This window comes from Martinezella miluonensis (genome assembly GCF_900094545.1).
Lineage (GTDB): Bacteria > Pseudomonadota > Alphaproteobacteria > Rhizobiales > Rhizobiaceae > Rhizobium > Rhizobium miluonense.
Genome location: NZ_FMAH01000026.1, coordinates 48,071 through 67,976, shown reverse-complemented (window position 1 = coordinate 67,976; position 19,906 = coordinate 48,071). Strand labels below are relative to the sequence as shown.

Genomic DNA, 19,906 nt, shown 5'->3' with positions numbered 1-19,906 from the left:
ATGAGCATTCGCTTTGCTCGTGGGCAATTACTCACCTCTTGCGACAAAATGTCAATGCGAATTCGTTGCTGCAGTGCCGAGCAAGCAGCCTATCCTTTTGTTTTTATGGATTAAATTTTTTGCTCAGCCCTTGAGCAAAAACTCAGCAACTGCCTCATCGGTAATCAAACCGTTGATTTGACGACCGGTGACGGCTGCCTTGATCGCCTCGAACTTGCGTCTTCCCTTGGCGATTCCGATGACGGAGGAGGTATCGCGCGACGGCAGCGGCGCGCTTGCGACGCGATCGTTGACGTCGTCTGGCATGAGCTTTCCTTCACCATCGAAAACCCAGCCACAAATCTCCCCGGCAGCGCCGCGCTTCATCAGCGCCAGCATCTCGTCCTTCTCAAGAAAGCCGTCGAGACAGAGCGGCGCCTCGACACCCATTTCGCCGATGCCGACAAAGGTCACGTCGGCCTGAGCGCTGATATCGAGCGTCGAGCGCACCAGCGCCTGCGCATGCAGCAGCTCGCGTTCCTCCGCCGAAGATACCAGCACGGGCAGCGGCATCGGAAAGTGCCGCGCCTTGACGACGTCGGCCATGCTGAAGATGACGTTATAATAGGCGGCCGAACCATCCGGGCCGATATTGCCCGTTAGCGACACAACGCGGTGCTGCAGACATTCGATCGCCGGCAATTGGTCGACCGCGGCCTTCAGCGTGCGGCCCGTGCCGATCGCCACCACGATCGGGTCGCTGCGCTTCAGCCAGCGCTCGATTTCGGCAGCACCCGCCTGAGCGATGCCGACCGTGGAGGACGTACCGTCCGGATCGCTCGGCACGATATCGACATGTCGCAGATTGAATTTCTTCTTGAGCGCCGCCGAATATTCGAGGCAAGCAGCGATCGGATGATCCAGCCGAACCTTGATTAGCCGTTCGGCGACGGCAAGCGACACAAGCCTCTGCGCCGACTGGCGGGAAATCCCCATAGCGACGGCGATCTCGTCCTGCGTCCGCCCGGCGACATAATAGAGCCATCCGGCACGCGCCGCATCGTCAAGCCGCCCTTGGGAATCCAGCTTCTTCGCCATCGCATTCCTTTATCGAAACAGCGCCCTTGTCCGGTAACCGGATCACTCAGCTTCCGGCGGGATGACGCCCTTGGTCAAGGTGAAACAGCCGTAAAAGCGACGTTCGCCTGTTTGGATGACGCAATAGGCATCCTTGGCGCGCTCGTAGAAGGCAAATCGCTCGACCGGCGACAGCGGCCAATGCTTGCCCTCGGCCTTGTCGACCACTTCCTGCACTTCGCGCTGGACCTGCGGCACCTCGTCCGGCGCACCCACAACTTCCATGCGCGTCGCCGCATCGTCGATGAAGGTGTCGAGGGGCATCACCGACAATATTGCGGCAACCGCATCGGCAGCCGGCACGTTGTCGATGCGCAGCAGCTCACCCAAAACCGTCTGGCTCGCGATGGCTTCTGCGGGAAAATTCGTATCTACCACGACGAGCATGTCACCATGCCCCATCGATTTCAGCGCGTAGAGCACATCCGCATTCAACAGCGGCGAAATTCCCTTCAGCATGACCGAATAACCTCCAATAGCTTGTGGCGGCCATCCTGCGCCGCTTCGTTCTCCGCGCAAAGAAGTAACCACGGCATCCCAGTCTGTCCATAGGTGCCGGGAACGTTTCCGGAAAAGACGCCTCGGCTTGAAAGACATATCTCCACAAGGCCTATTTTGGCCGTTATTGACCCGATAGGTTCGTCGGCATTAACTGAAGCGCAGTCAACGGTTGAGAGGGCTCAGGTGCGGATTCTCCTTGTGGAAGACGATGATACGATCGGCAGCGCCGTTCGGGACCATATCGCGGCAGACTCGCATGCCGTCGACTGGGTAAAAAATCTGGCCGATGCCAGCGAAGTTACCAGTGCCGTGAACTACGGTCTCGTCTTGCTGGACCTGCAGCTTCCGGACGGCAGCGGCATCGACTTTCTGAAGCGCCTGCGCCGCAAGCCTGACGAGACCCCCGTCATCATTCTCACCGCACGCGACCAGATTTCCGATCGCATCGAGGGCTTGAACAGCGGCGCTGACGACTATCTCGTAAAACCCTTTAGTCTCGGCGAGCTCACCGCCCGCATCCTGGCTGTCGCCCGCCGCTATATCGGCAGCCCGCAGCCGACCATTCGCTTTGCCGACCTCGAGATCGATCAGCCGCAGCGACGCGTCCGGCTGGAAGGCAAGGACATCGTTCTGACGGGGCGCGAATGGGCCGTGCTCGATCTGCTTGTCGCCCGGCCGGGCGCAATCGTATCGAAGGACAAGATCGAAGAAGCGCTCTACGCCTTCGGCTCCGAAATCGAGAGCAACACGGTCGAAGTCTATGTCAGCCGCCTGCGCAAGAAGATCGGCAAGGACCGCATCCGGACGGCCCGCGGCGTCGGCTATAGCCTGGGTGACAAATGACGAAGCCCAATGAGCCCAGCCGCGCCAGCATCACCTGGCGCCTGATCGCCGCGCTCACGGGTACCGTCGTGCTTTTCTGGCTGATTGCCGTCGGCATCGGCGTCTATGTCGTGCATAAGGAACTATCCGAGACTTTCGACGGCGCGCTGCAGGAAACCGCGGAGCGGCTGATGCCCCTGGTGCTCGATGATCTCGGCAACCGCGACCATTCGGGCGATCCGCAAAGCCTGGAACAGCTCAACAAAGGGCTGAACCGCGAATATCTGACCTATCAGGTGCTCGATGCGAACGGCAAAGTCATCCTGCATTCGCACGATGCCCCTCCCACAGCCTACGATGTGCCGCTGGTGATCGGCTTCCACAACGCGGCGCGCTACCGGATCTATACGGAATCGTCGGCTGACGGGACCATCTTCCTGCATGTTGCCGACGCGTTCAAGAATCGTCGCGAAGCATCCCGCGAAAGCGGTGTCGCGCTGCTTTGGCCGTTGCTGGCCCTCATTCCCGCCAGCATCGTCGCCATCGGCCTTATCGTCGGCCGGTCGCTGCGGCCGATCGACCGCCTGCGATCGCAGATCGCCACCAAGGACGGCGGCAATATGATGCCGCTGGATGCCGAGACATTACCGCGCGAGCTGCAACCGATCGCCCGCTCCGTCAATCTCCTGCTCGACCGTCTGCGGCTCGCCCTCGAAGCCGAACGTGAATTCTCCGCCAACAGCGCCCATGAACTGCGCACGCCGATTGCCGGCGCTCTCGCACAGACCCAGCGCCTGCTGGTGGAATTGCCGCCAGGCCCGCTTGCCGAACGAGCCAGCCGCATCGAGACGTCGCTCTCCAATCTCGGCCGTCTGGCCGAAAAGCTGCTGCAGCTCTCCCGCGCGCAAGCCGGCATCGGCACCGGCGAAAAGCCGATCGATCTGATCGCGGTCATCGAAACCGTGATCGGTGATTACGATCGCGACACCGGCACCGCCGGACGCGTCCTGCTGGAGAACGAGACGAAGGGGAAACTGATCCGCAATATCGATATCGATGCCTTTGCCATCGTCATGCGCAATCTGATCGAAAACGCATTGATCCACGGACCGGTCGACGATGAAGTAACGGTCAGAGTTGACGATGGCACCGTCCGCGTCGTCAACGGCGGCCATGTGCTTTTGGAGGAAGAATTCACCGGCCTGAAGAAACGCTTCTGGCGCGGCAAGACAAAGGCCGCAGGCTCCGGCCTCGGACTTTCCATCGTCGAGCGCATCGTCAATCAGATCGGGGGGCGCATCGATCTCATATCGCCCGCCACCGGAAGATCCGACGGTTTCGAGGCGAGGATTACCCTGCCGCGCGGTTGATGGCGGCGCAGCACCGCAAGGATTGGCCTTGCAAAGACCGGCAAAGGGTGCGAGCAAGTGCCGCATGTTTCCTGCAGGTCTGTATTCATGATCGTTTCCTTCGACATCGGCGGTAGCGCCATCAAGGGCGGAATCGCCCGCTCCATGTCCGATATTCTGCCGCTGGCGCGGCGCCCCACGCCCAAGCATGACTTCGCCGAATTCGTCGCAGCCCTGCGCGATGTCATCACCGAGGCGGGCGAGAAGCCGGATTGCCTCTCCTTTTCCATTGCCGGCGTGGTGGATCCCGATACGCAGGCGCTGACCTGCGCCAACATACCCTGCATTCACGGCCGACGCCTCGCCGACGATCTGGAGGCTGAACTCGGCTATCCCGTACTGGTTGCCAACGATGCCGATTGCTTTGCCATGGCGGAAGCCATGTCCGGCGCCGGCCGTGGTCATCGCATCGTATTCGGCGCCATTCTCGGCACCGGCGTCGGCGGCGGTCTGGTGGCGGACGGACGTTTGGTGAATGCCGCCGGCGGCTTTGCCGGCGAATGGGGTCATGGGCCGATCATCGCTTCCTTCGCGGGCGATCCGCCGGCCGCCATCCCCGCCTATCCCTGCGGCTGCGGCCAGAAGGGCTGCGTCGACACCGTCGGCGGCGCCCGTGGCATCGAGCGCCTGCACAAGACGCTGCACGGTGTCGAATTGTCCAGCGAAGAGATCATCGACCGATGGCTGAAGGACGACACGCAGGCTCAGCGCACGATCGACGTCATGATCGATCTGGTCGCCTCGCCGCTTGCGCTGACGGTCAATATAACAGGCGCGACCATCGTTCCGGTCGGAGGCGGCCTTTCCAACGTCGAACCGCTCCTGGCACGGCTGGACGAGGCGGTACGAGCCCGCATCCTGCGCAAATTCGGCCGGCCGCTGGTGGTCCCCAGCCAATGCAAGCTTGAGCCGGGACTGATCGGCGCCGCCCTGCTGGGACTGCGATATGGGGGAGAACACCATGCTGCTTGAGATCTGCGTCGACGATATTTCCGGCCTCAAGGCCGCCATCGCCGGCGGCGGCGATCGTATCGAGCTTTGCAGTGCGCTCTCCGTCGGTGGCCTGACGCCGAGCGCCGGATTGATAGAGGCGGCGGCAGGCATGTCCGTTCCCTCCTATGCCATGATCCGCCCCCGCGCCGGCAGCTTCGTCTACTCCGCCGACGAGCTCGACGTCATGAAGCGCGATATCGACATGGCGCGCGATGCCGGACTGCCGGGCGTCGTATTCGGCGCTTCGCTGCCCGACGGACGGCTCGATTTCGATGCGCTGGCCGCGCTGACAGCCCACGCAGGCACACTTGGCAAGACGCTGCACCGCGCCTTCGATCTCGTTCCGGATATCGATGAGGCCGTCGAAATGGCCGTCTCGCTTGGTTTCGAACGCATCCTGACATCGGGTGGCGCGAAGACGAGCGCGGAGGGCGTCGCAACGCTGGAACAGGTGATTGCCATTGCCGCTGGCCGTATTTCCATCATGCCGGGCGCGGGCGTCACGCTGGCGACGATCGGCCAGCTATGGCCGCGATTGCCGATCAGCGAAGTCCACTCCTCCGGCGCCGTGGCGGCAACGGAAACCGATGAACGGCTGCTCGCCCTCGGATTTTCGGCACCGTCGGCTCGTCGCACCGATGTAGCGACCGTCAAAGCGCTCAAGGCCTATTTCGTGTAGAGCACCCCAGCTCTCTACGGAAGCTCCGAGCTGCTCCAGCCCGTTGTTTTCGCGCAATTCCGGACGGAAGGCCACTGCTCGCTTTTCGCGGAGTCGCTCCGAGCAACGCCATGAATTGACAAAGAAACATTAGAATGATCAATCGTTCATAAACGCATATGCTGTAGGCATGGGCGAGCTGCGCAACATACGATCGTTGCAGCAAAGCGAATTTCCTCGGGAGTAGCTGTAGATCTCAATCATGTCGGTGGCGCCACCTCGCAAGAAAAGCTGGGCTGTGTTCTGGATTGCGGCTGTTGTCATCGGCTCGATCATCCTCGCGACCGCGCTGCTTGCCAACGACATGCGTAACCTGAGAGCGCTGGACCGTCGCTATCATCTCAACCTGTTTCCGAAGCAGGAGCAGCAGCCCACGCCTTCACCGGCTCAAAGTGCCGGAAGCGCGGTCTCGCCGCCTGCCGGAGCCGCCCCGAAAACCATAGTCGGAAACAAGAACGCGGCGCCGGCCGGCGCCACTGTGCGCAGCGCTCGGGCACCGGCCGGGGCGGCCGCCGCCAAATCATCTCCAGTCAGAACCTCGCACCTGTTCGATACTCCGGTCGACGCGTTGCGCGGCGCCTTCGTGCGAAGCTGGAGAATATCCGGCCAGACCCTTTGCGCCGATCTGGTGAAATTCGGCCTTTCCGTCGGCGAATGGCGACAAAGCGAGCTGGGCGGCAGCACGTCCGAATGCAGCTATGCCGTCCAGAAGGGCGCCTATGGCGATGCGAAGGCGGCTTCCTTCTTCATCATTGCGCGCGGCAAGCCGACCGGTGAGCTCGACGCTATCCGCATCAAGGTGATCATGCCCGACAATGCCGACGGCAAGGCCATCGCCAGCACGTTCGTCGACACCGTCGTGCTCTTGCTCAACGAGACGCACTGGCTGGATTTTCAAACCGCGCTGGACGCAATCGGCACCTTGCAGGACGTGACGCTGCAAGCCTTCGGCGCCAAGCTCAGCTTCTTCAAGGAATTCCAGGGCAACAATAATTTCAATCTTCAGCTGGAGTTGAGAAGAACCGCACCGGAACAGATCCGAACGGCTACCGTTTTCGACAAGGCACGCTGGACGCTGCCTTCTCCCTTGCAGACCAACTAGATCGCAGGACGCGCCCGGCATCCGGCAAACCCTATCGGTCCGGTTTTTGTTGCACTGCGCCATGGATAATGATCATATCATTCGGAAATGCCTGCTCCCCCTCAGGCGGTGGAAAGCTATTACATTTTATGGACTCGCTTGATCTCAATCCGCAGGGCCAGACTTTCGCGGTCGAACGCAATCCCCGCCTGCGCTACATCATTCCCGCCGTTGTCGCCGTGGCCTTCCTGATGGAACAGCTCGATTCGACCATTCTCATCACCGCCGTTCCGGATATCGCCAAAAGCCTCGCCACCACCCCGGTCCGTATGAACCTGGCGGTAACGACCTACATCCTGACGCTTGCAATGTTCATCCCGGTGAGCGGCTGGTTCGCGGATCGCTTCGGCGCGCGCCGCATCTTCGCCCTCGCACTTTTCGTCTTCACGCTCGGCTCGATCCTGTGCGGCCTGGCGACCAGCCTGCCCATGCTGATCGCCACGCGCGCGCTGCAGGGCTTCGGCGGCGCCATGATGACGCCGGTCGGCCGCCTCATTCTCATCCGTAGCTTCCCGCGCAGCCAGCTGGTAACGGCCATGACCTACATGACCCTGCCCGCCGTGATAGGGCCGGTGATAGGGCCGGTGCTTGGCGGGTTCCTGACCACCTATCTTTCCTGGCGCTGGATCTTCTGGGTGAACCTGCCCTTCGGCCTGATCGGTATGGCCATGGCAATGCGTTACGTCGAAGACACCGAACGCGACGAGACGATCAAGTTCGATTTTCCCGGCTTCGTCATGGTCGGCGTCGGCTGCGTTCTGCTGCAATACGGCATCGAGAATGTCGGCCGCCCGACAATTCCTGTCTGGGCTATTTTCCTCACGCTCGCCGCCGCCGGCATGCTGCTCGCAGGCTTCATCCGCTATGCAAAGACGGCAAAATCACCGGCTGTAGACCTTACCCTTTTCAAGCTGCGCACGTTCCGCATCGGCACCCTTGCCGGCGGCATCTGTCGCGTCGGGCTGAACGGCGTTCCCTTCCTGCTGCCGCTGATGCTGCAGGTCGGCTTCGGCCTGAGCCCGATCGTCTCGGGTACTCTGACCTTCGTCAGCGCCTTGAGCACGCTGGTCGTGCGTCCCGTATCGGTGAAACTGCTGAAACTCTATGGCTTCGATCGCATGTTGACCTGGAGTGCTATTTTCGGCGCAGCTGTCGTCGCCGGTTTCGCCTTGATAACCCCCAACACGCCGCACTGGTTTGTCATTCTCTATGTCTTCATCTTCGGTCTGGCGCGCGCGGCGCAGTTCATGACCTCCAACACCCTGTCATATTCCGAGACGCCGGCGGCTCAGCTCAGCCGCGCAACCAGCCTCGGCGGCGTCCTGCAGCAATTAAGCGTCAGCTTTGGCGTCTCGGTCGCCGCCATGCTGCTCGGCCTGGTCACGCTCGATGGATCGTCGCTGACGCCGGAGAAATTCCATGTCGTGTTTCTGCTGATGGCGGTGATCCCGCTGTTCGGCATCCCCGGCTTCCTCAAGCTGCAGCCGGAAGACGGCATGCAGGTGAGCGGCCATCAGCGCCGCTCAGGGCAATCGTCCTAACCGACTCACAAGATCTACGCTGCAAGCGCTGACGCGCGCGGGTGGACCAGATGGTCACGAAGCACCGTGCCGGAGCGATCGACTTCCTGCATCAGCACGTCATAGCTCCAGAGATCGGCCAGGTGCTGCAATACGCGCTTGGCATCCATATCCTCGAGCAGCGCGCCGTTCAGCACCGTATGCTTGAGCAACAGTCGCCTGTCGCCGGCAAGATCGACGTCGACAATCTCGATATGCGGATCGATCCAGCCGACATCATATTGCCGTGCAAGCTCTCGGCGAATGCGCCGATAGCCGCGCTCGTCATGAATTGCAGCGACCCTCAGCCCCTCTTCCTCTTCTGGATCGTCGGTGAGCTGGAACATCCGCATCTTGCGCATCAGGTGTGGGCTCAGAAATTGCGATACGAAACTCTCGTCGCGATAATTGGCCCAGAGATCGCGCAGCACCGCCATGGCGTCGCCGGTGCCAGCGATCTCCGGGAACCACTGACGGTCCTCGTCCTTCGGTCTCGTCACGATGCGCTCGATATCCTGCATCATGGCAAAGCCGATCGCATAAGGGTTGAGGCCTGAGTAGCGCTGATCGTTGAAGGTTGGTTGGAAAACCACGTTGGTATGCGACTTCAGAAATTCGAGGAAATCGCCGTCGCTGATGCCGCCAAGCTCGTGCAGCCGCGTCATGATGCGGTAGTGCACGTAGGTCGCCGTGCCCTCGTTCATCACCTTGGTCTGGCTCTGCGGGTAGAAGTATTGGGCGACATGCCGCACGATGCGGATGATCTCGCGCTGCCACGATTTCAGCCGCGGCGCCATTTTTTCCAGGAAGTAGAGGATATTTTCCTGCGGCAGACCCGCCAGGGAGCGCCGGCGCTCCAGATCGAGATCGGGCATCTTCTTGCCTGCCCCGACCGGAATCGTACGCCAGAGATCGTTGAAAATCTTCTCGTCATATTCGCGCCGCTCGCGCTCGCGCTTTTCCTCGTCGCGCAGGTCCGGCGTCTTCTTGCCAGCATAGCGATGGACGCCATGCGACATCAGCGCGTGCGCCGCGTCCAGCGTCCGCTCGACGGCGGCGTGACCATACCGCTCCTCGCAGCGCGCAATATAGCTCTTGGCGAAATTGAGGTAGTCGAGAATGCCTTCGGCATCCGTCCAGAGCTTGAAGAGATAGTTGTTCTTGAAGAAGTGATTGTGGCCGAAGGCGGCATGCGCAATCACGAGCGCCTGCATCGTCGCCGTATTCTCTTCCATCAGGTAGGAAATGCAGGGCGAGCTGTTGATGACGATCTCGTAGGCAAGCCCGCGCAGCCCCTTGCGATAGAAGGCCTCGTGATGAGCGAAATGCTTGCCGAAGGACCAGTGCTTGTAAAAGAGCGGCATACCGATCGAGGAGTAGACGTCGAGCATCTGCTCGGCAGTGATGATCTCGATCTGATTGGGATAGACATTAAGGCCGAGCTCGCCGATGGCGATCTTCTGGCAGGCATCGTGGATTCGCTGGATGGTGGCAAAATCCCAGTCCGCACCTTCAAAAAGCCGTTCCATCGATGCTTTTTCCATTATCCACTCCTTGTTTCGGCCGCCCTGCGCTGGAAGAGATCGTGGAAGACCGGATAGATCTGGTTGCGATCGTTCACACGACGCATCGACAGCACCGGCCACGCCGCCTGCAGCCGCTCGTAGAGCGACCAGATCGCCGAGCCGGACGAGATCGCGACGCTGCGCGACTCGCCCACTTCCAGATAGGCGAAATACTGGCAAACCGGCAGGATCGCGCCAGTCATGAGGGCAGCCGTCATGGCATTGTCGGAATAGGCATTATCGCCGTCCGACGCCTGTGCGGCATAGATGTTCCAATCCGACGGCGGGAAGCGATCGTGCACGATCTGCCGCATGGCTTCGAGCGCGCTCGAAACCTGCGTGCCGCCGGTTGCCGGGCTACGGAAGAAGGTCTCCTCATCCACCTCCTCGGCCACATCCGTATGCCGGATGAAAACGATCTCGACGCGGCGATATTGCCGGGTCAGGAAGACATAAAGCAGCATGTAGAAGCGCTTCGCGAGGTCCTTCATGTGCTCCGACATCGAGCCGGAGACGTCCATGAGGCAGAACATCACGGCTTGCGCCACGGGCTTCGGTTCGTTCTCGAAACGGCGATAACGAATGTCGATCGGATCGATATAGGGGATGCGCCGGACCTTGGATTCCAGCAGCTTGATCTCCGCCTCGAGCTGTGCCCGCCGCTTCTCGTCCTTGCACTCCTCCGCCTCTTCGATGAGCTTGGCGACGGTTTCCGGCTTGGGTCGATGCAACGCGACGCGACGCATCATCGCCAGCCGCATGGTGCGGTTGATGGCGAGGTTGGCAGGCGACCCCGTCACGGAGTAGCCCGAACGTACCGGATTGATCTGATCCGCCGACATCAGCCGCCGCTTGGCAAGGTCAGGCAGTTCGAGATCGTCGAGGAAGAGATCGAGGAATTCGTCGCGTGTCAGGATGAAGCGGAAAGCGTCCTCGCCCGTGCCATCGCCGCCGGCCTGCGGCCTGCCGCCGCCACTCTCGGGACGCGGGAGGATGTCACCCTCGAGGAAGTCCTTGTTGCCGGGAAGAATATGCTCCTTCAGCCCCTCGGGGCCGCGATGGAACCGAGGCTCCTCGGTTCCATCCAGTGGAATGCTGATTTCGCCACCTTTCAGAATGTCCTGAATGTCGCGTTTCTGAGAGGATTCGAAGACCGCTCTCTGCACCAGCGCTTTTGCTCTTCGCAAAAATCGTTGACGATTTTCTAAACTTTTTCCGCCTGGGTTCAGGCGTCTGTCAACAATGTGCATTCCTTCTTCCTTGGTGGCTCATCCCGCCTGTTTCACACGCATGTACCATTCCACAAGCCGTCGAACCTGACGTTCGGTATAGCCTCGCGCCATCATGCGATCGACGAATTCGGCATGTTTCTTTTCGGACTCGCCGTCCTTCTTGGATCCGAAGGAGATAACCGGCAGAAGATCCTCGACCTGGGAGAACATCCGCTTTTCGATGACTTCGCGGATCTTCTCGTAGCTCGTCCAGGATGGGTTCTTGCCGCCATGGCTCGCCCGTGCTCTTAGGCAGAACTTGACGATCTCGTTGCGGAAGTCCTTCGGGTTGGCGATGCCGGCCGGCTTCTCGATCTTGGTGAGCTCCTGATTGAGAAGCTCGCGGTCCAGAAGCTGGCCCGTGTCGGGATCCTTGAAGTCGACATCCTCGATCCAGGCGTCGGCATAGTCGACGTAGCGATCGAAGAGGTTCTGGCCGTAATCGGAATACGATTCCAGATAAGCCTTCTGGATCTCGTGACCGATGAATTCGGCATAGCGCGGCGCCAGTTCGCTCTTGATGAACTCGATGTAGAGCTTCTCGGTTTCGAGCGGCAGCTGCTCCCTGCGGATCGCCTGCTCCAGCATATACATCAAGTGCACCGGATCGGCGCCGATCTCGGTCGTATCGTAGTTGAAGGTCGCTGCCAGCACTTTGAAGGCGAAGCGGGTGGATGCTCCGTCCATACCTTCGTCCACGCCGGCCGAGTCGCGATATTCCTGTACGCTGCGTGCCCTCGGATCGGTCTCCTTCAGGCTTTCGCCGTCATAGACGCGAAGCTTGGAAAAGGCCGTCGAATTCTCATGCTTGGAAAGTCGCGTCAGAACCGTGAAGCGGGCGAGCGTCTCCAAGGTCGACGGCGCGCAGGGCGCGTCGCTGAGTTCGGATTCCTCGATCAGCTTCTCGTAGATCTTCTGCTCTTCGGTGACCCGCAAACAATAGGGAACTTTCACGACGCAGATGCGGTCGATGAAGGCCTCATTGTTCTTGTTGGCCTTGAAGGTCTGCCATTCCGACTCGTTGGAGTGCGCCAGAATGATGCCCGAGAAGGGAATAGCGCCGATATTCTCGGTGCCGATGTAATTGCCTTCCTGGGTCGCCGTCAGCAGCGGATGCAGCATCTTGATCGGCGCCTTGAACATCTCGACGAATTCGAGAATGCCCTGGTTGGCACGGTTCAAGGCACCCGAATAGCTGTAGGCATCGGGATCGTTCTGCGCCAGGCTTTCGAGCTTGCGGATATCCACCTTGCCGACCAGCGAGGAGATATCCTGGTTGTTCTCGTCACCCGGCTCCGTCTTGGCGACGCCGATTTGCCTCAACCTGGAGGGCTGCATCCGAACGACGCGGAAACGGGAAATATCGCCTTCGAACTCTTCCAGCCGCTTCAGGCACCAAGGGCTCATGAGACCGGTCAAACGCCGGCGCGGGATGCCGTAGCGCTCCTCAATCATCGGTCCCATGGTGACAGGGTCGAAGAGACTGAGCGGGCTCTCGAAAACCGGGCTCAGCTCGTTGCCGGCCTTAAGCACGTAGATGGGGTGAACTTCCATCAGCGATTTCAGACGCTCGGCGAGCGATGACTTGCCGCCGCCGACAGGCCCGAGCAGATAGAGGATCTGCTTGCGCTCCTCCAGCCCTTGAGCAGCATGCCGGAAGAAGGCGACGATACGTTCTATCGTCTCTTCCATGCCGAAGAAGCCCGAAAAAGCCGGATAGGTCCGGATCGTCCGGTTCATGAAGATACGCCCAAGTCTCGTGTCCTTGGCCGTATCGATCAGCAGTGGTTCTCCCATGGCTGCCAGCAGCCGCTCCGCCGCATTTGCGTACATGAGCGAGTCGTCCCGGCACGCTTCCAGGTACTCGGAGAATGACATCTCGGCTTCGCGCCGTGCTTCGAAAGTACGGGCGAACGTGCTGAATAGAACATCGTTGTTTGACATGGCGCCTCGATAGCTTGCTATTGCAATAAACGCCGGACTTAACGAGATCACGTATCCCGCTAGTATCTAAGGTGCGGTATCAGTCGCTTCGAATCAATAGGTGACTCGTACAATAATTCGTACGCCTGATTGTGAATGCCATCAACATCTTGAAGTACTCGTACACCGAATTAATGAAGCACAACCTTCAAGTTGTTGTGATGACAATAACATCATCACAGGATGCATATTCTCGCTAGGGAACTCACACGAGCTTTCCATGTGAAAACCCGATCTCAACGAACAATTGGTCAAAGCCAGCGTCGAACTCTATTGTCCGCATGATTTGGGAGAAAAGATGGTGCCCAGAGCCGGAATCGAACCAGCGACACGCGGATTTTCAATCCGCTGCTCTACCAACTGAGCTATCTGGGCATCCAGACTTCACGTCAAACGAAGGGCCTTGGCAGGCACTGGGCGGTTGGTTCGCCCCGGAAGCGAGCGGGGTTATAGCATCTTGTTCGGCCATGTCCAGCAGCAAATGACTCTTTTTTGACAGGAAATGGAATTTTGGTAATTCGCGAACAAAATGAAGGGGTTCGTAAGGTCGGGCAGCACGGGAAAACCGCGTTCAGCCCTGATCGGAACCGTCGGCCTTCGTCTCATCCTCGGTGACGGGGATGGCGTAGGAGCCCTTCAGCCAACGCGAAAGATCGAGCTCGCGGCAACGATCCGAACAGAAAGGATAGTGTTCTCGCGCCGAGGGCTGGCCGCATTCCGCGCAGGGGCGCGTCTTGCGCAGCGGCTCGATCTTCGAGCCTACCTTGATCTCATCGATCTTCGCCATGGTCGCTATCCTTCCTGCCATCCGGCGTGGACATCAAAGCCCTCGCCCGCCAGCAGCAGCATGGTTTCATAAAGCGGCAATCCGACGACATTGGTGTAGGAACCGACAAGTTTCTGCACGAAGGAGCCCGCAAGCCCCTGAATGCCATAGGCTCCCGCCTTGCCGCGCCACTGGCCCGATGCCAGATACATTTCGATATCGCGGCCGGAAAGCCGCTTGAAGCGCACTTTGGTCTCGACAACCTTCTGGCGCAGCTTGCGGTCCGGCGTGATCAGGCAGATGCCGGTATAAACGACGTGGCCGCGACCCGAAAGCAGATGCAGCGCCGACGAAGCCTCATCCACGAATTCCGCCTTCGGCAGGATGCGCCGCCCGACGGCGACTACCGTATCGGCAGACAGAATATAGCTGCCCTGCCAGGCGGCATCGCTTCTGACGGCCGCAAACGCCGCCTCGCCCTTTTCCCCCGAAAGCCGCCGCGCCAGCGAGCGCGGATGCTCCGACTTCTTCGGCGTCTCGTCGATGTCCATGGGCATGAGGCGCGCGGGCTCGATGCCTGACTGGTGCAGGAGTTCGACGCGGCGCGGCGATCCGGAAGCCAGTATCAGCTTGTGTTTCAACGCCATCAGACCTCGACCTGTCATGCGGGAATGAGAACCGGCTCCAGAGCATGATGCCGAAAAGTGTCGGCCGTTTTCGGGCGACATCATGCTCCACTTCTTTGAACCGAGAGCGGCGAACTACTTGAAACGGTAGGTGATGCGGCCCTTGGTCAGGTCATAGGGGGTCATTTCCACCAGCACCTTGTCGCCGGCAAGAACGCGGATGCGGTTCTTGCGCATGCGGCCCGCCGTGTGGGCGATGATCTCATGCTCGTTTTCCAGCTTCACGCGGAAGGTCGCGTTCGGCAGGAGTTCGGTGACGACACCGGGAAATTCGAGGACTTCTTCTTTCGGCATTAAAGCTTCTTTTCCTGTCGGTTGAGGCCGGCGCCCATGGCAAAAAGCCGGGGGTCGCCGGAAATTGCGCGGAAACTACACAATCGTCGCGGTTTTGTGAACCTCGTTGATAAGGGTTTCTGCATTTGTTTCATCGGCAGCTCTAAAGCGAACCGCGATGCTCCACAAGTCGGTTCTCGATCAGGCCCAGCAGATGGTCCCGAACTTCGCGATAGGCATCCAGAACCTGTTCGCGCGTGCCATCGGTCGCCGACGGGTCGATGGTCGGCCAATAGATGACCTCCACGGCCTTGGCTCGCGTCAATTCCAGGGCGGCGTGGTGGGCCTCCGGCGAGAGCGTGATGATGATATCGAAGAAATCATCTTCCAGCTCCTCCATGGTCTGCGGCTGCCGGCGCCCGAGCGAAAGCCCGATCTCGTCCAGCACCACATCGACGAAGGGATTGCGCTCGCCGGCCCGCACGCCGGCAGACGCGATATAGGTGCCTTGCGGCAGCATGCTGCGTGCGATGGCTTCGGCCATCGGCGAACGGATGGCATTGAGCCCGCACATGAAGAGGATGGCGCCGGGCGCTTTGCCGTTGTGCTCGATCGCCTGCGGCAGCTCCATGCCGGTCACCCGCGCCAATAAAGTACGCAGACAAGCGTGAAGAGCCGGCGCGCCGTGTCGAAATCCACGGTGATCTTGCCGTCCAGCCGATCCATAAGCGTTTGAGAGCCTTCGTTGTGAATGCCGCGCCGGCCCATGTCGATCGCCTCGATCCGGCTGGGGGTGGCTGAGCGGATCGCTTCGTAATAGCTCTCGCAGATCATGAAGTAGTCCTTGACGATCCGGCGAAACGGGGTCAGCGACAGGATATGCGTGGCGACCATGCTGCCATCCTCGACGCGAATGTCGAAGACGAGCTTCTGGTCGACCAGAGACAGGTTGAGCAGATAAGGTCCGCCCTTATGCCCAACAGGCTCGAAGCTGTTTTCTTCGATCAGATCGAAGATGGCGACGGCGCGCTCATGCTCGACATCCGGCGTCGAACGGCCGATCGTGTCGTCCAGGACCACATCGCTCAGCCGGAAGACGCCCTTGGCCATGCCTTACCCTTCGAGATTGAGGCGGATCGCAACGGACCGCGCATGTGCATCCAGCCCCTCGGAATTGGCAAGCGCGATCGCCGCCGGCCCGAGTGCACGAAGCTGCTCCGCACCGAGCCGCAGGATCGAGGTGCGCTTGACGAAATCCAGCACGGAAAGGCCGGAGGAGAAGCGTGCGGAGCGGGCCGTCGGCAGTACATGGTTCGAGCCGCCGACATAATCGCCGATCACTTCCGGTGTGTGGCGGCCGACGAAGATGGCGCCAGCGTTGCGGACACCGGCCAGAAGCGGCTCGGGATCGTCAACCGCAAGTTCCAGATGCTCGGCCGCGATGCGGTTGGCAAGCGGAATGGCCTTCTTCAGCTCGGAAACCAGAATGACAGCGCCGAAATCGCGCCAGCTTGCGGCCGCCGTCTTGGACCGGCTGAGCCGCGCAAGCTGTCGCTCGACCGCCGCTTCCACGTCCCTACCGAATTCGGCATCATCGGTAATCAGGATCGATTGCGCGCTTTCGTCATGCTCGGCCTGTGCGAGGAGATCGGCGGCGATCCAATCCGGATCGTTGTTCTTGTCGGCGATGACGAGCACTTCCGACGGGCCGGCGATCATGTCGATGCCGACGGTGCCGAAGACCTGGCGTTTGGCAGCAGCCACATAGGCATTGCCGGGACCGGTGATCTTGTAGACCGGCTCGATCGTCTCGGTACCATAGGCAAGCGCTGCAATTGCCTGCGCGCCGCCGATGCGATAGATTTCCTCGACGCCGGCCATGCGCGCGGCGGCAAGCACGGCCGGATTGACGGCGCCATCTTTGGTCGGCACGACGATGACGATGCGGTCGACGCCGGCGACCTTGGCCGGCACGGCATTCATCAGCACCGAGCTCGGATAGCTCGCCGTGCCGCCGGGCACATAGAGGCCGACAGCCTCGATCGCCGTCCAGCGCGAGCCGAGGCCGACGCCGAGATCGTCCTCATAGATATCGTCCTTCGGCAGCTGCCGGCGATGATGCGATTCGATGCGGGTGGCGGCGACCTTCAGCGCGCCCAGAACCTCGGCCGGAACAGCCTCGATCGCCGCATCGATCTCCGCTTCGCTGACGCGCATCGGCGTCGTGGCGAAATCGACGCCGTCGAACTTGCTGGAATAGTCCGCAAGGGCTGCATCACCACGCGTCCGCACATCGTCGATGATGGCACGCACCACGGCGTTCACATCCTCGGACACTTCCCGCTTGGTCGTCAGGAAAGCGGCAAACTGCTGTTCGAACTCTTCAGACGCCTGATCCAGCCAGATAGCCAATGCTGATATTCCTCTTCCATCGAGGCCGCGTTCAGCGGCCGTATCCAACCGTTACAAGCCTATTCGCCCGCATCCGGATGCCTTGGCTTGTGCGCCGTTTCCCACGCGCCGCCGATATCCGCAAGCTGGGCCTCGATGCATTCGACATCGAGCGCAATGGTGGCCTGACCGGCAAGGGCCAGCTCGATCGTGCCGTCGGGGCCCTCGCCTCTCTGATCGAAGCGGATGGCGAGCAGCGACAGCACCTCGTCGCGGTTGCGCTGGTTGATGCCATTGGAACGGACCGCCTGCACGCGCTTGAACACCAGCGCGGCACGATGGCGCTCGTAAGGCTTGCTGCGCCGATCGGATTGCTCCCAGGCGAAGCGATTGGCAGCAAGCGAAAACTGCTCTTGCTTCGGCGCAAAGGACATGTCGCCGACCTTGAAAACGCTATCCTGCATATAGGCAGAAATGACATCCAGATCTTCGTTGTCGAGTGCCATTAGCTTGAGATCGCTCATTCGCCCTTTATCCCCGATCGCGCCAGTCAAACGCCGTTTCCAGCGTTTCTCTTCTGTGGACATAAGATGAGAGCGCCAAAGACGCAACCGAAGAAAACGGGCTTGCCCGCTCTCTTCGCGCCATCAGATGGAATTAACGCATGCCACGCAAAACCGTGTCACGGTTTTGCGACAGCGATAGGCACGAAACGGAGCTGTCTCGCGAAATCGCGCGCCTTAGTCGCTGATGCGCTCGACGACGGCGCCGCAGCGCGTCAGCTTGTCTTCCAGCCGCTCGAAGCCGCGATCGAGGTGATAGATGCGCGACACCAGCGTCTCGCCTTCGGCGGCAAGGCCGGCAATGACGAGCGAGACGGAGGCGCGAAGGTCGGTGGCCATGACCGGCGCGCCCTTCAGCTTCTCGACGCCCTCGATGCGGGCCGTCTGGCCGGAGAGCGAGATCTTGGCGCCGAGGCGAGCAAGCTCCTGCACGTGCATGAAGCGATTTTCGAAAATGGTCTCGGTGATATGCGAAATGCCCGAGGAGCGGGTCATCAGCGCCATGAACTGCGCCTGCAGGTCGGTCGGGAAGCCGGGGAACGGATCGGTGACGACGTCGACGGGCTTGATGCCGCCGCCATTGCGCATGATGCGGATGCCGTTGTTGGTCGGCGAAACGTCGGCGCCGGCCCGGCGCAGGCTTTCGAGCGCGGTATCGAGCAGCGTCATGTCGGTATTTTCGAGCGTGACGTCGCCGCCGGTCATGGCGACGGCCATGGCATAGGTGCCGGTCTCGATGCGGTCGGGCAGCACGCGATGACGGGCGCCCGAGAGCGAGGTGACGCCCTCGATGGTGATCGTGCTGGTGCCGGCGCCGGAAATCTTGGCGCCCATGGCGATCAGGCAGTTGGCAAGATCGACGACTTCAGGCTCGCGCGCCGCATTGCCGATCACGGTCGTGCCGCGGGCAAGCGTCGCGGCCATCATCAGCACATGCGTCGCGCCGACGGAAACCTTCGGGAAGACGTAGCGGGCGCCGATGAGGCCGCCCTTCGGCGCGGTGGCGTTGATATAGCCGCCGTCGATTTCCATGGTGGCGCCGAGCGCCTCGAGACCCTCGATGAACAGATCGACCGGGCGCGTGCCGATGGCGCAGCCGCCGGGCAGCGAAACGCGCGCCTGCCCCTCGCGGGCGAGCAGCGGCCCGATGACCCAGAAGCTCGCGCGCATCTTGGCGACCAGCTCGTAAGGTGCGGTCGTGTCGACGATGGTGCGGCAGGTGAAATGGATGGTGCGGGAATAGCCGTCTTCCTGGCGCTCGCGCCGGCCATTGACGGCGACGTCAACGCCGTGATTGCCGAGGATGCGCATCAAAAGCTCGACATCGGCCAGATGCGGCACGTTTTCGAGCGTCAGCGTATCGCTGGTCAGAAGCGAGGCGATCATCAGCGGCAGGGCGGCATTCTTGGCGCCGGAGATCGGAATGATACCGTTGAGCTCATTGCCGCCGACAATCCTGATACGATCCATATGTGCAATACGGGCGAGGCCCGCCTTTCCTGAAGTTCCGTGCGCCAAATTCCACGCATTTGGGGAGAGAGCGCTGTTTAGACGAAATAGATGAAGGCTTCAATTCGTTTGATGATGGGCGACATCAATCATTGCGATTCGTCCATTTTTGCGGCAACGCCCTACTCATCCCCTGTTTTTGCAGTCTTTGCTTTTGCCGCCGGCAGCCCATCCGTCTCGTCGGCCTGGCCGGCGCGGCGTGCCCGGACCTGCTGTTTGCGCCGCGAAAGATTTTCCCTGAGCTTCTGCGCCGCACGCTCCCGCCGCCGATCCGCCTCGGTGATCTGCTTCACGCCTTCGCCTGCCTCACCGGGCGTCGAACCACCCTGCAAAGCCTGCCCTTCATCGATTTTCGTCTTGTCTGCACCCATGGCTTTTCCATAGCCGAAAACCTCAGCCTTCAAAAGACCGACACATTTTTTCCAACGATCTTTCAAAGAACTTGCAATTTGCGGCTTGCACTCCGCCCCGACCTATGGCAATAGCCGCCTCGCCCAATACGGCGCACCTACCCGCGCCACGGATTGCTGCTATAGCTCAGGGGTAGAGCACTCCCTTGGTAAGGGAGAGGCCGAGAGTTCAAATCTCTCTAGCAGCACCAGTTTTTTCTCTGAAAATCTAAACTCTCCAGGCATGATTT

Annotated in this window: 20 protein-coding genes and 2 tRNA genes; 7 read left to right on the top strand and 15 right to left on the bottom strand. The window is 60.6% G+C overall.

The window, feature by feature from the left end:
• Positions 1 to 123: 123 nt before the first annotated feature.
• Entirely contained in the window at positions 124 to 1,077 is a 954-nt protein-coding gene (locus tag GA0061102_RS20100; RefSeq protein WP_092852507.1) for a sugar-binding transcriptional regulator, read from the bottom strand.
• A gap of 42 nt (positions 1,078 to 1,119) precedes the next feature.
• Positions 1,120 to 1,575: an RbsD/FucU family protein gene (locus tag GA0061102_RS20095; RefSeq protein ID WP_092852505.1), complete on the bottom strand. Its 456-nt coding sequence runs from the start codon at positions 1,573 to 1,575 to the stop codon at positions 1,120 to 1,122.
• Between the two features lie 225 nt (positions 1,576 to 1,800).
• On the opposite strand from GA0061102_RS20095, the gene GA0061102_RS20090 reads away from it, so the two are divergent.
• From GA0061102_RS20090 to GA0061102_RS20065, 6 genes are all read left to right on the top strand, one after another.
• On the top strand, positions 1,801 to 2,460 hold the full coding sequence (locus GA0061102_RS20090) for a response regulator transcription factor (RefSeq protein ID WP_092852503.1): 660 nt from the start codon (positions 1,801 to 1,803) through the stop codon (positions 2,458 to 2,460).
• Entirely contained in the window at positions 2,457 to 3,809 is a 1,353-nt protein-coding gene (locus GA0061102_RS20085) for an ATP-binding protein (RefSeq protein ID WP_092852501.1), read from the top strand. Before GA0061102_RS20090 ends, GA0061102_RS20085 begins: the two co-directional genes overlap by 4 nt.
• Positions 3,810 to 3,896: 87 nt before the next feature.
• Complete coding sequence (locus GA0061102_RS20080; protein WP_092852499.1) at positions 3,897 to 4,820, top strand: ROK family protein; 924 nt, start codon at positions 3,897 to 3,899, stop codon at positions 4,818 to 4,820.
• Positions 4,810 to 5,520: a copper homeostasis protein CutC gene (locus tag GA0061102_RS20075; protein ID WP_092852497.1), complete on the top strand. Its 711-nt coding sequence runs from the start codon at positions 4,810 to 4,812 to the stop codon at positions 5,518 to 5,520. The genes GA0061102_RS20080 and GA0061102_RS20075 overlap by 11 nt, the downstream gene beginning before the upstream one ends.
• 241 nt (positions 5,521 to 5,761) lie before the next feature.
• Positions 5,762 to 6,661, top strand: coding sequence for a DUF6030 family protein (locus tag GA0061102_RS20070; protein WP_092852495.1), 900 nt, complete (start codon positions 5,762 to 5,764; stop codon positions 6,659 to 6,661).
• 128 nt (positions 6,662 to 6,789) lie between these two features.
• On the top strand, positions 6,790 to 8,241 hold the full coding sequence (locus GA0061102_RS20065) for a DHA2 family efflux MFS transporter permease subunit (RefSeq protein WP_092852493.1): 1,452 nt from the start codon (positions 6,790 to 6,792) through the stop codon (positions 8,239 to 8,241).
• Between the two features lie 14 nt (positions 8,242 to 8,255).
• Here the strand turns inward: GA0061102_RS20065 and GA0061102_RS20060 are convergent, their stop codons facing one another.
• From GA0061102_RS20060 to GA0061102_RS20000, 13 genes are all read right to left on the bottom strand, one after another.
• On the bottom strand, positions 8,256 to 9,803 hold the full coding sequence (locus GA0061102_RS20060) for a SpoVR family protein (protein WP_092852491.1): 1,548 nt from the start codon (positions 9,801 to 9,803) through the stop codon (positions 8,256 to 8,258).
• The gene (locus GA0061102_RS20055; RefSeq protein WP_092852489.1) at positions 9,803 to 11,074 is read right to left on the bottom strand and encodes a YeaH/YhbH family protein; all 1,272 of its coding nucleotides are present in this window, start codon (positions 11,072 to 11,074) and stop codon (positions 9,803 to 9,805) included. Before GA0061102_RS20055 ends, GA0061102_RS20060 begins: the two co-directional genes overlap by 1 nt.
• A gap of 18 nt (positions 11,075 to 11,092) precedes the next feature.
• Positions 11,093 to 13,039 (bottom strand): PrkA family serine protein kinase, encoded by a 1,947-nt coding sequence (locus tag GA0061102_RS20050; protein WP_092852487.1) that lies wholly within the window; start codon positions 13,037 to 13,039, stop codon positions 11,093 to 11,095.
• Positions 13,040 to 13,377: 338 nt separating this feature from the next.
• Positions 13,378 to 13,453: transfer RNA gene (locus GA0061102_RS20045), tRNA-Phe, on the bottom strand.
• Positions 13,454 to 13,649: 196 nt separating this feature from the next.
• Positions 13,650 to 13,865 (bottom strand): DNA gyrase inhibitor YacG, encoded by a 216-nt coding sequence (gene yacG, locus GA0061102_RS20040; protein ID WP_092852485.1) that lies wholly within the window; start codon positions 13,863 to 13,865, stop codon positions 13,650 to 13,652.
• A 5-nt stretch (positions 13,866 to 13,870) separates the two neighbouring features.
• Positions 13,871 to 14,491 (bottom strand): Maf-like protein, encoded by a 621-nt coding sequence (locus GA0061102_RS20035; RefSeq protein ID WP_092852483.1) that lies wholly within the window; start codon positions 14,489 to 14,491, stop codon positions 13,871 to 13,873.
• Between the two features lie 114 nt (positions 14,492 to 14,605).
• A complete protein-coding gene (gene infA / locus GA0061102_RS20030; protein WP_004117876.1) occupies positions 14,606 to 14,824 on the bottom strand; it encodes a translation initiation factor IF-1 in 219 nt (72 codons plus the stop codon).
• 142 nt (positions 14,825 to 14,966) lie between these two features.
• Entirely contained in the window at positions 14,967 to 15,434 is a 468-nt protein-coding gene (locus GA0061102_RS20025) for an arsenate-mycothiol transferase ArsC (protein ID WP_092852482.1), read from the bottom strand.
• A gap of 5 nt (positions 15,435 to 15,439) precedes the next feature.
• Complete coding sequence (locus GA0061102_RS20020; protein WP_037151803.1) at positions 15,440 to 15,913, bottom strand: UPF0262 family protein; 474 nt, start codon at positions 15,911 to 15,913, stop codon at positions 15,440 to 15,442.
• Between the two features lie 3 nt (positions 15,914 to 15,916).
• Positions 15,917 to 17,215: a histidinol dehydrogenase gene (gene hisD / locus GA0061102_RS20015; protein ID WP_092852481.1), complete on the bottom strand. Its 1,299-nt coding sequence runs from the start codon at positions 17,213 to 17,215 to the stop codon at positions 15,917 to 15,919.
• A 59-nt stretch (positions 17,216 to 17,274) separates the two neighbouring features.
• A complete protein-coding gene (locus tag GA0061102_RS20010) occupies positions 17,275 to 17,718 on the bottom strand; it encodes a DUF2948 family protein (protein WP_092852479.1) in 444 nt (147 codons plus the stop codon).
• 216 nt (positions 17,719 to 17,934) lie between these two features.
• Positions 17,935 to 19,227 carry a UDP-N-acetylglucosamine 1-carboxyvinyltransferase gene (gene murA, locus GA0061102_RS20005; protein WP_092852477.1) on the bottom strand — a complete coding sequence of 431 codons (1,293 nt, stop codon included), beginning with the start codon at positions 19,225 to 19,227 and terminating at the stop codon, positions 17,935 to 17,937.
• A gap of 161 nt (positions 19,228 to 19,388) precedes the next feature.
• Entirely contained in the window at positions 19,389 to 19,637 is a 249-nt protein-coding gene (locus tag GA0061102_RS20000; RefSeq protein ID WP_245298074.1) for a hypothetical protein, read from the bottom strand.
• A 155-nt stretch (positions 19,638 to 19,792) separates the two neighbouring features.
• Here GA0061102_RS20000 and GA0061102_RS19995 point away from each other — a divergent pair.
• Positions 19,793 to 19,867: transfer RNA gene (locus tag GA0061102_RS19995), tRNA-Thr, on the top strand.
• Positions 19,868 to 19,906 lie beyond the last annotated feature (39 nt).

Excerpts from the sequence above, each read along its gene's own strand:
- GA0061102_RS20070 (WP_092852495.1), top strand. The coding sequence starts at position 5,762 with ATGTCGGTGGCGCCACCTCGCAAGAAAAGCTGGGCTGTGTTCTGGATT.
- GA0061102_RS20095 (WP_092852505.1), bottom strand. The coding sequence starts at position 1,575 with ATGCTGAAGGGAATTTCGCCGCTGTTGAATGCGGATGTGCTCTACGCG.
- GA0061102_RS20010 (WP_092852479.1), bottom strand. The coding sequence starts at position 17,718 with ATGAGCGATCTCAAGCTAATGGCACTCGACAACGAAGATCTGGATGTC.
- GA0061102_RS20035 (WP_092852483.1), bottom strand. The coding sequence starts at position 14,491 with ATGGCGTTGAAACACAAGCTGATACTGGCTTCCGGATCGCCGCGCCGC.
- yacG (WP_092852485.1), bottom strand. The coding sequence starts at position 13,865 with ATGGCGAAGATCGATGAGATCAAGGTAGGCTCGAAGATCGAGCCGCTG.
- GA0061102_RS20060 (WP_092852491.1), bottom strand. The coding sequence starts at position 9,803 with ATGGAAAAAGCATCGATGGAACGGCTTTTTGAAGGTGCGGACTGGGAT.
- GA0061102_RS20085 (WP_092852501.1), top strand. The coding sequence starts at position 2,457 with ATGACGAAGCCCAATGAGCCCAGCCGCGCCAGCATCACCTGGCGCCTG.
- infA (WP_004117876.1), bottom strand. The coding sequence starts at position 14,824 with ATGCCGAAAGAAGAAGTCCTCGAATTTCCCGGTGTCGTCACCGAACTC.
- GA0061102_RS20025 (WP_092852482.1), bottom strand. The coding sequence starts at position 15,434 with ATGGAGCTGCCGCAGGCGATCGAGCACAACGGCAAAGCGCCCGGCGCC.
- GA0061102_RS20075 (WP_092852497.1), top strand. The coding sequence starts at position 4,810 with ATGCTGCTTGAGATCTGCGTCGACGATATTTCCGGCCTCAAGGCCGCC.
- murA (WP_092852477.1), bottom strand. The coding sequence starts at position 19,227 with ATGGATCGTATCAGGATTGTCGGCGGCAATGAGCTCAACGGTATCATT.
- GA0061102_RS20050 (WP_092852487.1), bottom strand. The coding sequence starts at position 13,039 with ATGTCAAACAACGATGTTCTATTCAGCACGTTCGCCCGTACTTTCGAA.
- GA0061102_RS20065 (WP_092852493.1), top strand. The coding sequence starts at position 6,790 with ATGGACTCGCTTGATCTCAATCCGCAGGGCCAGACTTTCGCGGTCGAA.
- GA0061102_RS20055 (WP_092852489.1), bottom strand. The coding sequence starts at position 11,074 with ATGCACATTGTTGACAGACGCCTGAACCCAGGCGGAAAAAGTTTAGAA.
- GA0061102_RS20000 (WP_245298074.1), bottom strand. The coding sequence starts at position 19,637 with ATGGGTGCAGACAAGACGAAAATCGATGAAGGGCAGGCTTTGCAGGGT.
- GA0061102_RS20080 (WP_092852499.1), top strand. The coding sequence starts at position 3,897 with ATGATCGTTTCCTTCGACATCGGCGGTAGCGCCATCAAGGGCGGAATC.
- GA0061102_RS20020 (WP_037151803.1), bottom strand. The coding sequence starts at position 15,913 with ATGGCCAAGGGCGTCTTCCGGCTGAGCGATGTGGTCCTGGACGACACG.
- GA0061102_RS20100 (WP_092852507.1), bottom strand. The coding sequence starts at position 1,077 with ATGGCGAAGAAGCTGGATTCCCAAGGGCGGCTTGACGATGCGGCGCGT.